At 68.6% G+C, this 13818-nt stretch carries 13 protein-coding genes and 1 riboswitch; of the genes, 8 read left to right on the forward strand and 5 right to left on the reverse strand.

Annotated features, from left to right (window positions below; all coding sequences use genetic code 11):
- Window positions 1-15: 15 nt before the first annotated feature.
- The gene (locus DIE12_RS21170) at window positions 16-936 is read left to right on the forward strand and encodes a LysR family transcriptional regulator (RefSeq protein WP_044848305.1); all 921 of its coding nucleotides are present in this window, start codon (window positions 16-18) and stop codon (window positions 934-936) included.
- A 124-nt stretch (window positions 937-1060) separates the two neighbouring features.
- Here the strand turns inward: DIE12_RS21170 and DIE12_RS21175 are convergent, their stop codons facing one another.
- Together DIE12_RS21175 and DIE12_RS21180 are read right to left on the reverse strand one after the other, a co-directional pair.
- A complete protein-coding gene (locus tag DIE12_RS21175) occupies window positions 1061-1429 on the reverse strand; it encodes a hypothetical protein (RefSeq protein WP_124523419.1) in 369 nt (122 codons plus the stop codon).
- 21 nt (window positions 1430-1450) lie between these two features.
- On the reverse strand, window positions 1451-1807 hold the full coding sequence (locus DIE12_RS21180; protein ID WP_124523417.1) for a helix-turn-helix domain-containing protein: 357 nt from the start codon (window positions 1805-1807) through the stop codon (window positions 1451-1453).
- 135 nt (window positions 1808-1942) lie between these two features.
- Between DIE12_RS21180 and gstA the strand changes: the two genes are divergently transcribed.
- The 6 genes from gstA (at window position 1943) to DIE12_RS21210 (ending at window position 9517) form a co-directional block, all read left to right on the forward strand.
- Entirely contained in the window at window positions 1943-2575 is a 633-nt protein-coding gene (gene gstA / locus DIE12_RS21185) for a glutathione transferase GstA (RefSeq protein ID WP_124487023.1), read from the forward strand.
- An 86-nt stretch (window positions 2576-2661) separates the two neighbouring features.
- On the forward strand, window positions 2662-3042 hold the full coding sequence (locus DIE12_RS21190) for a hypothetical protein (RefSeq protein WP_124523416.1): 381 nt from the start codon (window positions 2662-2664) through the stop codon (window positions 3040-3042).
- A gap of 91 nt (window positions 3043-3133) precedes the next feature.
- Complete coding sequence (locus tag DIE12_RS21195) at window positions 3134-4423, forward strand: TolC family protein (protein ID WP_124487022.1); 1290 nt, start codon at window positions 3134-3136, stop codon at window positions 4421-4423.
- A gap of 11 nt (window positions 4424-4434) precedes the next feature.
- Window positions 4435-5949, forward strand: coding sequence for an efflux RND transporter periplasmic adaptor subunit (locus DIE12_RS21200; protein ID WP_124523414.1), 1515 nt, complete (start codon window positions 4435-4437; stop codon window positions 5947-5949).
- Complete coding sequence (locus DIE12_RS21205; protein WP_124523412.1) at window positions 5946-9152, forward strand: efflux RND transporter permease subunit; 3207 nt, start codon at window positions 5946-5948, stop codon at window positions 9150-9152. The genes DIE12_RS21200 and DIE12_RS21205 overlap by 4 nt, the downstream gene beginning before the upstream one ends.
- Complete coding sequence (locus DIE12_RS21210) at window positions 9149-9517, forward strand: copper-binding protein (RefSeq protein WP_124487019.1); 369 nt, start codon at window positions 9149-9151, stop codon at window positions 9515-9517. Before DIE12_RS21205 ends, DIE12_RS21210 begins: the two co-directional genes overlap by 4 nt.
- A gap of 144 nt (window positions 9518-9661) precedes the next feature.
- Here DIE12_RS21210 and DIE12_RS21215 read toward each other — a convergent pair whose 3' ends face one another.
- The 3 genes from DIE12_RS21215 to DIE12_RS21225 form a co-directional block, all read right to left on the reverse strand.
- Complete coding sequence (locus tag DIE12_RS21215; RefSeq protein WP_044848313.1) at window positions 9662-10672, reverse strand: sodium:calcium antiporter; 1011 nt, start codon at window positions 10670-10672, stop codon at window positions 9662-9664.
- Window positions 10673-10745: 73 nt separating this feature from the next.
- A riboswitch (yybP-ykoY riboswitch) is annotated at window positions 10746-10921 on the reverse strand.
- Between the two features lie 139 nt (window positions 10922-11060).
- Complete coding sequence (locus DIE12_RS21220) at window positions 11061-12476, reverse strand: heavy metal sensor histidine kinase (protein WP_124523410.1); 1416 nt, start codon at window positions 12474-12476, stop codon at window positions 11061-11063.
- Complete coding sequence (locus DIE12_RS21225) at window positions 12473-13144, reverse strand: heavy metal response regulator transcription factor (protein ID WP_044848315.1); 672 nt, start codon at window positions 13142-13144, stop codon at window positions 12473-12475. The genes DIE12_RS21220 and DIE12_RS21225 overlap by 4 nt, the downstream gene beginning before the upstream one ends.
- Before the next feature lie 266 nt (window positions 13145-13410).
- Between DIE12_RS21225 and DIE12_RS21230 the strand changes: the two genes are divergently transcribed.
- On the forward strand, window positions 13411-13797 hold the full coding sequence (locus DIE12_RS21230; protein WP_124551326.1) for a hypothetical protein: 387 nt from the start codon (window positions 13411-13413) through the stop codon (window positions 13795-13797).
- Window positions 13798-13818 lie beyond the last annotated feature (21 nt).

Below are 13818 nucleotides of genomic sequence, written 5' to 3' on the forward strand. Positions count from 1 at the left end.
GCAGCGGCTTGAAGCATGTTTTCGAATACCACCGATCTCGATCTCCGGCTCATCCGGGTCTTCCTGGCCGTCGTCGACGCACGCGGCATCACGGCCGCCGAGGCATCGCTCGGCGTGCGGCAGTCGACCATCAGCACGCAGCTCTCCGCGCTGGAAGCGCGTGTCGGCTTCAAGCTGTGCGACCGCGGTCGCGGCGGCTTTCGGCTGACATCGAAGGGCGAACGCTTCGCGGCCACGGCGCGCACGCTGGTCGCGGCGACGTCGGAGTTCGTCGCGCGCGTGCGCGACATCGACCGCAAGCTGGTCGGCACGTTGTCGATCGGGCTGATCGGGCAGGCGCCGCTCGTCGAGAACGCGCGCGTCGCCGACGCGATCGGCACGTTCCGCAAGCGCGACCAGGCCGTCACGTTCTCGATGAAGGTCGCATCGCCGCAGGAACTCGAGGAGGGCCTCGTCAACAACCAGCTCGATTTCGCGATCGGGTATTTCTGGCATCGCGTGCCGGGGCTCGACTACACGCCGTTGTTTACCGAGGAGCAGGTGATCTACTGCGGTCGCGGCCATCCGCTGTTCCATGTGTCGCGGCCGGTGTCGATGGACGACCTGCAGGCGCACGACTGGGTGTGGCGTACCTATCCGGTGCCGGAGGAACAGTGTCCGCTGCCGGAGCGGCGCGTGACCGCGAGCGCGGACAGCATCGAGGCCGCGACGATCCTGATCCTGTCGGGCGGCCATCTCGGCTACCTGCCCGCGCATTACGCGGAGCCGTTCGAGCAGCGTGGGCTCGTGAAGGCCGTCGGCCGTGCGACGTTCGGCTTCGATGTGCCGCTGCATCTCGCGATGAAGCGCAACGCGAGCGGCAAGCCGATCGTCGATGCGTTCCGCGAGGACTTGCTGCGCGCGTTCAACATCAAGGCGGCCGCGCTGGCTGCATAGCGCGTGCCGCCCGTGAGGTCGCGCCGCCCCCGCAGGCGCGAGGCGCAGCGGCAGGAATCGCGAAACGCGTGTCGCGGGCGGCGGGCGAACGCGCGGGATGTGAACGCGTATCGGGCGGGTCGCGTTACGCGCTTGCGCTGTCGTCGCGATATCCGCTCTTGCCGTCGAAGATTTCCTTCAGCGCGGCGCGCAGCGCGACGGGATCGTGTTCGCCGGGCGCAAGATGAATCACGTAATGCGTGTTGCCGTCGAGCCGCTCGGCGGTGCGCTCGTCGAGTTCGACGTCGAGCGTGTCGCCCGTGAGGCGCACCGACAGATCGTTCACGTGCGCGGTGAGCTGGTCGAGCACCATCACCTCGATCGACGTTTCCTCCGGAAAGCGCAGCAGCGAGAAGCAATAGTTCTGCGCCGCGTCGTGGCAATAGATGTTCGCGAAGCTTTCGTCGTCGTCGACATCGGACGTGGCCGCGCCGACGGTAGCGTGTAGTTCCATGATGTTTCTCTCGGTAAGGGGTTATCGGGGCAGCGCGGCTTGCGCGTCGACCTCGCCATGCGCATCGCGCGCTTTCAGCCACAGCCCGAATGCGCGCATGACCTCGACGACGGGCCGCAGCCGGTCGCCGTCCGCGGTCAGATCGTACTCGACGCGCACCGGCACTTCCGGATACACGGTGCGCCGCACGAAGCCGGCGTCCTCGAGCGCGCGCAGATCGAGCGTCAGCATCCGCTGCGAGATGCCGGGCATGTCGCGGCGCAGGTCGCTGAAGCGCTTCGGCCCGTCGAGCAGATACGACACGAGCAGCAGCCGCCAGCGGCCGCCGAGCATGCGCATCGCTTCTTCCACGGAACATCCTGTCGCACTCGTCTTCATGCCGCTGACCCTGTCGGTAACTTTTTTGTGACTACGGCACAAACGACTGCCTTCTTCTCAGCGCCGCGCCGATGCGAGATATTAGCGCCCGCGTCGCGGCGAATCGATAGTCGAACCATCCAATCAAGGAAACGCATGAAGCTTTATCACGCTCCCGGCAGCTGTTCGCAGGCCATCTGCATCGTGCTGCGCGAAAGCGGCATCGACGCGCAGGTCATCAAGGTCGACGCGCGCAAACACGTCATTGAAGACGGACGCAACTACTACGATGTGACCGAACTCGGCTACGTGCCGCTGCTCGAACTCGACGACGGCACGATGCTGCGCGAAGGACCGGTGATCGCGCAGTATCTCGCGGACCGGCGCCCCGAAGCGCGGCTCGCGCCCGCGTACGGCACGCTCGCCCGCTACCGGCTGATGGAATGGCTGAACTTCCTCGGCACCGAGATCCACAAGGGCTTCATCCCGCTGCTTTACGCGGTGCAGGCGGGGCAATACGTCGACCCGGTGCGGCAGAAGCTCGACAGCCGCTTTGCGTGGATCGACCGGCAGCTCGACGGCAACCCGTATGTGACGGGCGACACGTTCACCGTCGCCGATGCGTACCTGTTCGCGCTGACGGGCTGGGGCAAGGCCGACTGGATGCGCTCGGTGTACAACGCGGACATCGACCTGAGCCGCCATGCGAACCTGCGCGCGTGGTACGAGCGGGTGCGGGCGCGGCCGGCCGTGCAGCAGGTGCTCGCCGCGGACGGGCTGGCACGCTAGCGCGTTTTGGGGGCGGCGCCGGACACCGTAAGAAGCCGCTCACGTCGCCGCGCCATACCGCGAACCGCCGCGCTATAATCGCCGCCATGAAACTGCTTCGGACCTTCATCCTGCTGCTGATTTGCGCGGTGCTGCCCATCAGCGGGCTGGCAGCCAGCGGCTTGACCGGTGAATGTCCGATGCAGCACACGATGTCGATGGAAGCGAACGCGGGCATGAGCATGTCCGCCGACATGAGCGGCTGCGATTCGATGAAAGCGTCGCCCACCGACGCCACGAAGGCCAAAGCGAAGGGCATGGCCTGCAAGGTGACGGCCCAATGCCAGTTCGGCAGTCTCTATCACCCGGCCGCCCGCGCCGACGTGAGCCGTCCCGCTGCATTCGCCAGCACGATCGTCTTCCACTACGCGCAGTCCGTCCCGATCCGCGACCCGAACGGGTTGTGGCGCCCGCCCCGCATCAGCTGATCCCGATTTGACCGGTTCACCGCCTAGGCGGTGAGGTTCGTCCCGTGTTCGGGACGTGGAATCCATTGGGGTTCCGACTTGGGGTTACACCATGTCATTCGATTTCTGCACGCCGCGCATGCGGCGTGCGTGCCGGCGCGCGCCCGTGCTTTGGGCGGCGCTGCTGGCGGCGGGCGCCCATGCGCAGCAGTCGCCCGTCACGCTGGACGCCGCGCTGCAGGCCGCCACCGAACGTTCCGCGTCGATGCAGGCCGCGCAGGCTTCGGTGCGCGCGAGTTCGGAAGCGGCGGTCAAGGCCGGCCAGCTGCCGGACCCGATGCTCAAGGCCGGCATCGACAACCTGCCGGTCAACGGCGGGCAGCGCTTCACCGTCGGCCAGGACTTCATGACGATGCGCCGCATCGGCATCGAGCAGGAATGGGTGTCCGGCGACAAGCGGCGGCTGCGCGCGGCGCTGGCCGACGAGCGAGTCGGCCGCGAACGCGCGGACTATCTCGTGCAGCTGGCCACGGTGCGCCAGCGGACCGCGGCGGCCTGGCTCGACGCCATCTACGCGAAGCAGGCGCTCGCGCTTCGCCAGGCGCTGCTCGATCACATGCGGCATGAGCTCGACGCGACGCAGGCGTCGTATCGCGGCGCGAAGGCGAGCGCGGGCGAAGTCGTCCAGGCTCGCGCGATGCTGGCGCAAACGCAGGATCAGGTGCTCGACGCGCGGCAGGCCTATCGCACCGCACTCATCGCGCTCGGCCGCTGGACGGCTGCGCCCGTCACGGACGTGACGGGTACGCCGCCCGCGCCCGAATCCTTCGTGGCGTCGTTGCCGCCGGACGAACTGCGCGTGTCGCAACCGGCGCTCGTCGCCGCCGCGGACGACATCGCGGTCGCCGAGGCCGACGCCGCGGTGGCCGACAGCGAGCGCAGCCCGAACTGGACGTGGGAGATCGCGTACCAGCAGCGCGGCGGCGCGTATTCGAACATGGTGTCCGTCGGCGTCACGATCCCGTTGCCGCTCGATCGCAAGAACCGGCAGAACCGCGACGTCGCCGAAAAGGCCGCGCTCGCGACGAAGGCGCGCCTGATGTACGAGGACACGCTGCGTCAAGTGCAAGCCGATATCCGTACGCAGTCCGAAACGCTGGCAAGCGGCCGCGAACGCCTCGCGACCCTGCGCGAATCGCTGTTGCCCGCCGCCGGGCAGCGCGTGCAGCTCGCCACGGCCGCCTACCGGGCCGGCACCGGTTCGCTCGCCGACACGTTCGCCGCCCGGCGCGCGCAACTGGACGCGCAGTTGCAGGTGCTCGAGCTCGGACGCGACGTGTCGCGGACCTGGGCGCAGCTCGAATATCAGGTCGTGCCGTCGACGATGGCCGCCGCGCAGTGAAGGAGAACCTCATGACGAAGCAATCACTGGCGCGTGCGGTGCTGCTGGCATGCGCGGGCGCGGCGCTGCTCGGCGCGGGTTATGTCGCGGGCATGCGCCATGCATCGGGCGGCGCGGCAACGGCTGCCGTCGCGGCGGCAGGCACGCCCGATTCGCAGGCAGGACGCAAGGTGCTGTACTGGCACGACCCGATGGTGCCGAACCAGCACTTCGACAAACCGGGGAAATCGCCGTTCATGGACATGCAATTGCAGCCCGTCTATGCGGACGAGGGCGGCGATGCACGCGGCGTCCGGATCGATCCGGGCCTGCAGCAGAACCTCGGCATCCGCTATGCGACCGTGCGCCGGCAGCAGACGGCGGACGGTTTCGATGCGGTGGGCACCACGCAATTCGACGAATCGCGCGCGGACGTCGTGCAGTCGCGCGTCACCGGCTACATCGACCGGCTCTACGCACGGGCGCCGATGCAGCGCATCGAAAAGGGCGCGCCGATCGCGTCGCTGTTCGTGCCGGAATGGCTCGCGCCGCAGGAGGAATATCTCGCGTTCAAGCGGGGCGGGATGGACGGCAGCCTGCTCGATGCGTCGCGCGCGCGGATGCGTGCGCTGTCGATGCCCGACGCGATGATCGCCGCGCTCGATCGCGCCGGCCGCGCGCAGACGCACGTCGTGCTGAGCGCGCCGGAAACCGGCGTCGTCAGCGAACTGAACGTGCGGGACGGCGCGATGGTCGCGCCGGGACAGACGCTCGCGAAGATCGCGGGGCTGTCGACGCTCTGGCTCATCGTCGAGGTGCCGGAAGCGCTCGCGCTGAACGTGCAGCCGGGGATGGCGGTCGACGCGACGTTCGCGGGCGATCCGGCGCGGCACTTCACCGGCCGCATCCGCGAAGTGCTGCCCGGCATCAGCACGGGCAGCCGCACGCTGCAGGCGCGCGTGGAGATCGACAATGCGGCGCTCAGGCTCACGCCCGGCATGCTGATGCGCGTGCATGTCGCGGCACGGAAGGCGGTGTCGCGCCTGCTGGTGCCATCCGAAGCGGTGATCGCGACCGGCAAGCGCACGATCGTCATCGTGAAGACGGGCGACGGCCGGCTCCGGCCGCTGCCGGTGACGGTGGGCAACGACGTCGGCGGCGACACGGAAGTGCTCGACGGGTTGAGCGAAGGCGATACGGTCGTCGCATCGGGGCAGTTCCTGATCGATTCGGAAGCGAGCCTGAAAAGCGTGCTGCCGCGGCTGGAAGGCGCGGCGAGCGCGAGCGCCGCGCAAGCGCCGGCCGCCGCGGCCGCGCCGGTGTATGAAACCACCGGCAAGGTCGAGCAAGTCACCGACGACGACATCACGTTCTCGCATCAGCCGGTGCCGGCACTCGGCTGGGGCGCGATGACGATGGCGTTCGGCAAGCCGTCGGCACACGCGTTCCCGGACGTGAAGGCTGGCCAGACGGTGCGTTTCGCGTTCGTGCAGCGCGAGGACGGCTACCGGCTGACGAAGGTCGAGCCGCAGGGAGGCACGCGATGATCGCGCACGTGATTCGCTGGTCCGTCCGCAACCGCTTCCTGGTGCTGCTCGCCACCGTGCTGATTGCGGCGTGGGGCGTGCATGCGCTGCGGCAGACGCCGCTCGATGCGCTGCCCGACCTGTCGGACACGCAGGTGATCGTCAAGGCGTCGTATCCGGGCAAGGCGCCGCAGGTCGTCGAGGACCAGGTCACCTATCCGCTGACGACGACGCTGCTCGGCGTGCCGGGCGCGAAGACCGTGCGCGCGTACTCGTCGTTCGGCGACGCGTTCGTCTACGTGCTGTTCGACGACCACACCGACCCGTATTGGGCGCGTTCGCGCGTGCTCGAATACCTGAGCCAGGTGCAGAGCCGCCTGCCCGCGGGCGCGACCGTGTCGCTCGGGCCGGATGCGACCGGGGTCGGCTGGGTGTACGAGTACGCACTCGTCGATCGCACCGGCCGTCACGACCTCGGGCAACTGCGTGCGCTCAACGACTGGTTCCTGAAGTTCGAGCTGAAGGCCGTGCCGGACGTGTCGGAAGTGGCGAGCGTCGGCGGGATGGTGCGCCAGTACCAGGTCGTGCTCGATCCGGACAAGCTGCGCGCGTACGGCATCACGCAGGCGGCGGTCGCGGACGCGCTCGGCAAGGCCAACCAGGCATCGGGCGGCGCGGTCGTCGAGCTGGCCGAGTCGGAGTACATGGTGCGTTCGTCCGCCTACCTGCGCACGCTCGACGACTTCCGGCACGTGGTGCTGCGCACCGACGACGCGGGCACACCGGTGCTGCTCGGCGACGTCGCGCGCATCCAGGTCGGCCCGGCGATGCGGCGCGGGATCGCGGAGCTGGACGGGCAGGGCGAGGTGGCGGGCGGCGTCGTCGTGATGCGCTCGGGCAAGAACGCGCTGACGACGATCGACGCGGTGAAGGCGAAGCTCGCCGACCTGAAGCGATCGCTGCCGCCCGGCGTCGACATCGTCACGACCTACGACCGCTCGCAATTGATCGAGCGCGCGGTGGACAACCTCCGCGACAAGCTGATCGAGGAGTTCGTGATCGTCGGGATCGTCTGCGCGGTATTCCTGTTCCACCTGCGCAGCGCGTTCGTCGCGATCCTGTCGCTGCCGCTCGGCGTGCTGGCTGCGTTCATCGTGATGCGCTACCAGGGCGTGAACGCGAACCTGATGTCGCTGGGCGGCATCGCGATCGCGATCGGCGCGATGATCGATGCGGCGATCGTGATGATCGAGAACGCGCACAAGCATCTGGAGGCATACGGCCACGCGCATCCCGGCGAGCCGATCACGACGGCGCGGCGCTGGGAACTCGTCGCGACATCGGCCGCGGAGGTCGGGCCGGCGCTGTTTTTCTCGCTGTTGATCATCACGCTGTCGTTCGTGCCGGTGTTTTCGCTCGAAGGTCAGGAAGGCAAACTGTTCGCGCCGCTCGCGTTCACGAAGACCTACACGATCGCCGCCGCGGCCGCGCTGTCGGTGACGTTGGTGCCGGTGCTGATGGGATATCTCGTGCGCGGCCGCATTCCGCCCGAGCACGCGAACCCGATCAACCGCGTGCTGACCCGCGTGTACCGGCCGCTGCTCGAAGCGACGCTGCGGCGCCCGTGGCGCGCGATCGGCGTCGCGCTCGCCGCGCTGTTGCTGACGGCCGTGCCGTTGTCGCGTCTCGGCGGCGAGTTCATGCCGCCGCTCGACGAAGGCGATCTGCTGTACATGCCGACCGCGCTGCCGGGCATCTCGGCCGACAAGGCGAGCGAACTGCTGCAGCAGACTGACCGGCTGATCAAGACCGTGCCCGAGGTCGACACGGTGTTCGGCAAGTCGGGGCGCGCGGATACGGCGACCGATCCCGCGCCGCTCGAGATGTTCGAAACGACGATCCGCTTCAAGCCGCGCAGCGCATGGCGGCCGGGGATGACGCCGGAGAAGCTCGTCGACGAACTCGATCGCACGGTGAAGGTGCCGGGCCTGTCGAACGTGTGGGTGCCGCCGATCCGCAACCGGCTCGACATGCTCTCCACCGGCATCAAGACGCCGGTCGGCGTGAAGATTTCCGGGCCGGACCTGGCGGGGATCGACGCGATCGCGACGCAGGTCGAGGCGGCGGTGAAACAGGTACCGGGCGTCACGTCGGCGCTCGCGGAACGGCTGAACGGCGGCCGCTACCTCGACGTCGACGTCGACCGGCTCGCGGCCGCGCGCTATGGGCTGTCGGTGGCCGACATCCAGTCGGTGGTGTCGTCGGCGATCGGCGGCGAGGATGTCGGCGAAGTGATCGCGGGGCGCGAGCGGTTCCCGATCAACCTGCGCTATCCGCGCGAGCTCCGCGATTCGCTCGAGAACCTGCGGCAACTGCCGGTCGTCACCGCGCGCGGCGCGCAGATCCGCCTCGGCGACGTCGCGCGCATCGCGATCGCCGACGGGCCGCCGATGATCCGCAGCGAGAACGCGCGGCTGTCCGGCTATGTGTACGTCGATATCCGCGGCACCGATCTGAGTACGGCAGTCCGTGCGATGCGGCAGGTCGTTGCGCAACAGGTCGCATTGCCGCCCGGCTATTCGATCGCGTGGTCGGGACAGTTCGAGTATCTCGAACGCGCGGCGGCGACGCTGCGCACCGTGGTGCCGGTGACGCTCGTCGTGATCTTCGTGCTGCTGTTCGTCACGTTCGGCTCCGCGGCCGATGCGCTGCTGCTGATGTCTACGGTGCCGTTCGCGCTGATCGGCGGCTTCTGGCTCGTCTGGGCGTTGGGCCACGCGGTGTCGGTCGCGACGTCGGTGGGCTTCATCGCGCTGGCGGGCGTGGCCGCCGAGTTCGGCGTCGTGATGCTGCTGTACCTGAAGGGCGCGCTGCAGCGCCGCCTCGACGCCGGCGCGCCGCTGACCGATGCCGTGCTGCTCGACGCGATTCGCGAAGGCGCGGTGCTGCGCGTGCGGCCGAAAGCGATGACGGTCGCCGTCGTGCTGGCCGGCCTCGTGCCGATCATGGTCGGACACGGCGCCGGCTCCGAAGTGATGCAGCGCATCGCCGCGCCGATGGTCGGCGGCATGATCACCGCGCCGCTGCTGTCGATGTTCGTCATTCCCGCCGCGTGGCTTCTGCTGCAGCGCCGTCGTGCGCGAGGCGCGAGGCGTCAGCGGCAGTCCGATGCAGTTCCTCACGGCATGAACGTGCCGTCCACCCCCACTGGAGAGTCTCGATGAAGATGAATCAATTGATCGCCACCGCCACTGCCGTTTTCGCGACCGGCGTGTTCGCTGTTCCCGCGCTGGCCGCGGGCGACATGCCGGGCATGGACATGTCCGGCATGAAGATGTCGTCGGGCGGTGCGGCCGAGTCGCACGCCGCGCTGACCGATGCCGAGGTGAAGAAGGTCGATGCCGCGAGCGGCAAGATCACGCTGAAGCACGGCGCGCTCGAGAACGTCGGGATGCCGCCGATGACGATGGCGTTCAAGGCGAAGGACGCGGCCATGCTCGCCGAGGTCCATGCGGGTGACAAGGTGAAGGTCCGCGTCGAGAACGTCAACGGCACGCTGACGATCGTCAGGCTCGTGAAGGCGTCGTAAGCGCGGGGAAGCGGGCGGCATGGCCGCCCGCCGCGAGCGTCGTCAAGCGCGGTGCGGTGACGACGGTCGCGTTCGGGGGGCGTACGCCTGTCGGGCGACGCGCCCGATCCGCGCCGTCGAGCGTGTTCAGTGCATTCAGCGTCTTCAGCGCGTCAGCGTCACGAACAGATAGCCGACATACCCGGCCCCGTTCGCCAGCAGCGCCCAGATCGCGAGCCCGCGCGCACGCGCATTGACACGCAGCCAGACTGCCGCCGCGAGCGTGATGACCACGCCGGTCAGCACTTCGGGGCGCGGCTCCCACGGCGTCAGCATGATGCCGATCGCCGGCAGCAGCGTGCCCTGGAACACCATCGCGCCGGTGATGTTGCCGAACGCGAGCGTGTCCTTCTTGCGGCGGATCCACAGCACGCTGTTGACCTTTTCCGGCAACTCGGTCGCGATCGGCACGATGATCAGCGACAGCAGCAGCGCGGAAATACCGAGCAGGTGCGACACGCCTTCGACGCCGTGGATGAAGCCCTTCGCCCCGCCGACGAGCAGCGCGACGCCGAGCGCGAGCTGCAGCGCGATGGTCGCGAGGTTGGTCGGCAGCCCGACGCGCGACAGGAACATCGCGTGCGGCGCCTCGGTGCCGTGCCCGGCATCGACGAGCCGGGTCGACGCGCGGAACGTCATCACGACGTACATCACGTAGACGCCGACCAGCATCGCGGCGAGCAGCGCGCGGACCGCCCACACGTGATGCGGGACGAACATCGCGACGGTGGCGAGCGCGAATGCGGCGATGAAGTAGTTCAGGTCGCGCACGAAGCCGGTCCGCTCGGGCGCGATCGTGCCGGTCAGTCCGCGCGAGCGGATCACGGCGAGCGTCATCAGGAAGGTCGTCAGCGTCGCGAGCATCAGCGGCGCGCCCAGAATCGCGCCGACGCCGATCTCCTCGTTGACCGCCGCGTTCGACGTGCCGCCCGCGAGCGCGAGCAGCGGCACCATCGTTTCGGGTAGCGCGGTGCCGACGGCGGCGAACAGCGAACCGGTCACGCCTTCGGAAATCTTCAGCCGTTCGCCGAGATGTTCGAGCGCATTCGTGAAGAGTTCGGCCGCGACCAGGATGACGATCAGCATGAACGCCAGTTCGACGAGCATCAAGGTCATGCGGCACCTCCGCAGGCAGGCAGGCGGGCAGTGGCGAAATGCGAGAGGGAAGCCAGGAGGAACATGGGGACTCCGTGGTCGGACGTGGACGAACCATGACGCATCTGCCGACGTCCGACCAGGAACGACGCGATGCGTCGATGGTCTCGCCAGACCGATACGGCCGAATACGCCACGGCCGCAGGCCGAGTGTGTTGACGCATTCGCTTTCCGGGGATGGAAAGCAGGCTACTCCCCAAAGACGAAGGGCAGTCTAGCCGAGCCGGCCGCTTTCGGCAAGCGTGTGCGGTCATGCCGCTTCATCCGGGATGGTAAGCCGCCTTCCGACGGACGCACATGCAATTCCAGGAAGCAATCGGTGTGCGCGCGCGGCGGCGTCACGCGCGTGTCACGCAGCGCCGGCCGGGAAATACAGCGCGAACGTCGTGCGTCCGCCCTGGCTCACGACCTCGACCTTGCCGCGGTGCAGTTCGACGATCGACTTGACGATCGCGAGCCCGAGCCCCGCGTTGCGCGCCGCGCCGTGCCGCGACGAATCGATCCGGTAGAAGCGCTCGAAGATCCGCTCGATCTGTTCGGGCGGAATCGCCACGCCGCGGTTCGTGACTTCGACGACCGCGAAACCGGGCCGGGTCGAGACGGCCAGCTCGATCGTCGACCCGGCTTCCGCGTGTTCGAGCGCGTTCGACGCGAGGTTGCTGACGGCGCGGCGGAACAGCGTCGCGTCCGCGACGACCGGCGCTTCGCCGCGCACGTCGAGCCGCACGCCGGCCTCGTCGGCCAGCGCCTGGAAATACGACGCGAGCCGGCGCAGTTCGTTGCCGGCGTCGAGTTCGGCGGTCTTCAGGTGCTGCCGCGCGTTGTCCGTGCGCGCGAGAAACAGCATGTTCTCGATCATCCGCTGCAGCCGTTCGCATTCCTCGATGTTCGAATCGATCAGCGCTTCGTATTCCTCGGTGGTGCGGGCGCGCGACAGCGTGACCTGCGACGCGCTGATCACGTTCGCGAGCGGCGTGCGCATGTCGTGCGCGAGGTCGGACGAGAACTGCGACAGCCGCACGAACGCGCGCTCGAGCCGGTCGAGCATCCGGTTGACCGAGGTGGCGAGCTCGCGCAACTCGACCGGGCCGCCGCGTGCGTCGAGACGCGCGTTGAGGTTGTGCGCCTCGATGCGCGACGTCTGCCGGCCGAGGCTCTCGACCGGACGCAGGCCGCGGGACGCGACCGCGTAGCCGAGCGCGCCGACCAGCAGCGCGCCGAGCGCGGCCGCGAGCCAGATGTCGACGCGATAGCTTTCGAGCAGCGACTGGCGATCGGCCGCCGTGCGCGCCACCGCGACCTGGACGGTTTCGCCCGACGGCAGCGTGGCGCGTGCACGCACGCAGCGCGACGGGCCGATGCCGGGCGGCGCGCAGGTGAACGGGCTGCCGGCCGCGCGCGAGGCACCGGCCGGCTGCGGCCGTGCGATCACCGATGCGAGGGTGTGGCCGGCCGCGTCGGTGTGTTCGACGAGCGGGCGGTTCGCGCCGTCGTAGATGCCGAGATAGACGCCCGGATGCGACAGCAGCACTTCATGGAAGACGGCCGGGTCGGCGCGCAGGGCGGCGGTCGAGCCGCTCGTCCGCGCGAGCTGCAGGAACTGGTCGAGCTTGCCGGCGATTTCGATGTCGTCGCGCCGGATCAATTCGGCGGACAGCGAGCGGTACAGGTACGCGCCGGTCAGCGCGAACACGAGCGCGGCCACGGCCGCGAACGCGAGCGTCAGGCGCCGGAGCAGCGAATAGGGGGCGGGGCCGCCGGTCACGCGCGATCCTCGAGCACGTAGCCCATCCCGCGGATCGTGTGGATCAGCTTCTTCTCGTACGCGTTGTCGATTTTCGCGCGCAGGCGCTTGATCGCCGCATCGACGACGTTCGTGTCGCTGTCGAAATTCATGTCCCAGATCTGCGACGTGATGAAGGTGCGCGTCAGCACCTCGCCCTCGCGTTCCGCGAGCAGTTGCAGCAGCGCGAATTCCTGCGCGGTCAGGTCGATGCGGGTGTCGGCGCGTCGCACGCGGCGCTTGATCAGGTCGACTTCCAGATCGGCGACCTGCAGGATCTCGCGCGCATTGCGCGGCGCACGGCGCAGCAGCGAGCGGATGCGGGCGAGGAACTCCGCATACGCGAATGGCTTGAGCAGGTAATCGTCGGCGCCCAGTTCGAGCCCCGTGACCTTGTCCTCGATCGCCTCCCGGGCCGTCAGCAGCAGCACCGGCGTCTGCTTCTGCGCGCGCAGGCGCCGAAGCACCTCGAAGCCGTCCAGTTCCGGCAGCATCACGTCGAGCACGACGAGATCGAAATCCTCGTGCAGCGCGAGGAACAGCCCGTCCTGGCCGTTCTCGGCCACGTCGACCGTGTAGCTCGCCTCCGTCAGCCCCTTGCGGAGGTACGACGCCATCTTGGGTTCGTCTTCGACTATCAGTATCCGCATGGTGGTGCAGGCCGTGGGTGATTCCGGCCGGTCAGTGTAACGCGTGAGCTTACGGCGCCGCGCGTGCGCGAAAGATGACCGGCGGATGACGGAATTGTCATCCGGCGCGCGTGCGATGCCGTGCCGCCCTTCATGAAAATCCGGTCATGTTTCGGCCATGTCGTCGTCACGCCGGCGGCGATAAGCTGCGGCCGTCTTGTGTCCGGAGCGCGCCGTCGCGGTGCCGCTCCCGTTCATCCGGTCATTGTCTGCCTGATTCCGCATCCATGTCGTACTGGCGCAAATTCATCCTCGTCGTGCTGCTGGCGCTGTGCGTGCTGATCCAGTCGTTCGCGGCCGGGTCGATGCAGTGCGCGGGCGCGGTCGCTGCGGTGCCGCATGCGGAGCCTGGGGCGAGCGCCGCTGTGCCCGCTGCGTCGCCTGCAATGCAGCGCATGCACGGCGAACCGCATGAGCACGACAACCACTCGCGGCATGCGACGCCTTGTTCCGCCTGCGGATCCTGCTGTTTCGGCACGGGCATGGCGGAGGTGCCTGCGGTGCCCGTTACGTCGGACATCGGTACCGCGATCGTCTCTTTCGCGCCTTCGACCGTCGTCGTGTCGTTCCTGACCGGCGGCATCGACAGGCCGCCGCGCCGGATTTCCGTCTAGTCCCTGCCCGCGGCCACCGGC

This window comes from Burkholderia sp. Bp9015, assembly GCF_003853505.1.
GTDB lineage: Bacteria > Pseudomonadota > Gammaproteobacteria > Burkholderiales > Burkholderiaceae > Burkholderia.

What these genes read in the sequence shown, in the direction of transcription:
- DIE12_RS21170 (WP_044848305.1), top strand. Translation starts at nt 16, where the DNA reads ATGTTTTCGAATACCACCGATCTCGATCTCCGGCTCATCCGGGTCTTC.
- DIE12_RS21175 (WP_124523419.1), bottom strand. Translation starts at nt 1,429, where the DNA reads ATGGAACTACACGCTACCGTCGGCGCGGCCACGTCCGATGTCGACGAC.
- DIE12_RS21180 (WP_124523417.1), bottom strand. Translation starts at nt 1,807, where the DNA reads ATGAAGACGAGTGCGACAGGATGTTCCGTGGAAGAAGCGATGCGCATG.
- gstA (WP_124487023.1), top strand. Translation starts at nt 1,943, where the DNA reads ATGAAGCTTTATCACGCTCCCGGCAGCTGTTCGCAGGCCATCTGCATC.
- DIE12_RS21190 (WP_124523416.1), top strand. Translation starts at nt 2,662, where the DNA reads ATGAAACTGCTTCGGACCTTCATCCTGCTGCTGATTTGCGCGGTGCTG.
- DIE12_RS21195 (WP_124487022.1), top strand. Translation starts at nt 3,134, where the DNA reads ATGTCATTCGATTTCTGCACGCCGCGCATGCGGCGTGCGTGCCGGCGC.
- DIE12_RS21200 (WP_124523414.1), top strand. Translation starts at nt 4,435, where the DNA reads ATGACGAAGCAATCACTGGCGCGTGCGGTGCTGCTGGCATGCGCGGGC.
- DIE12_RS21205 (WP_124523412.1), top strand. Translation starts at nt 5,946, where the DNA reads ATGATCGCGCACGTGATTCGCTGGTCCGTCCGCAACCGCTTCCTGGTG.
- DIE12_RS21210 (WP_124487019.1), top strand. Translation starts at nt 9,149, where the DNA reads ATGAAGATGAATCAATTGATCGCCACCGCCACTGCCGTTTTCGCGACC.
- DIE12_RS21215 (WP_044848313.1), bottom strand. Translation starts at nt 10,672, where the DNA reads ATGACCTTGATGCTCGTCGAACTGGCGTTCATGCTGATCGTCATCCTG.
- DIE12_RS21225 (WP_044848315.1), bottom strand. Translation starts at nt 13,144, where the DNA reads ATGCGGATACTGATAGTCGAAGACGAACCCAAGATGGCGTCGTACCTC.
- DIE12_RS21230 (WP_124551326.1), top strand. Translation starts at nt 13,411, where the DNA reads ATGTCGTACTGGCGCAAATTCATCCTCGTCGTGCTGCTGGCGCTGTGC.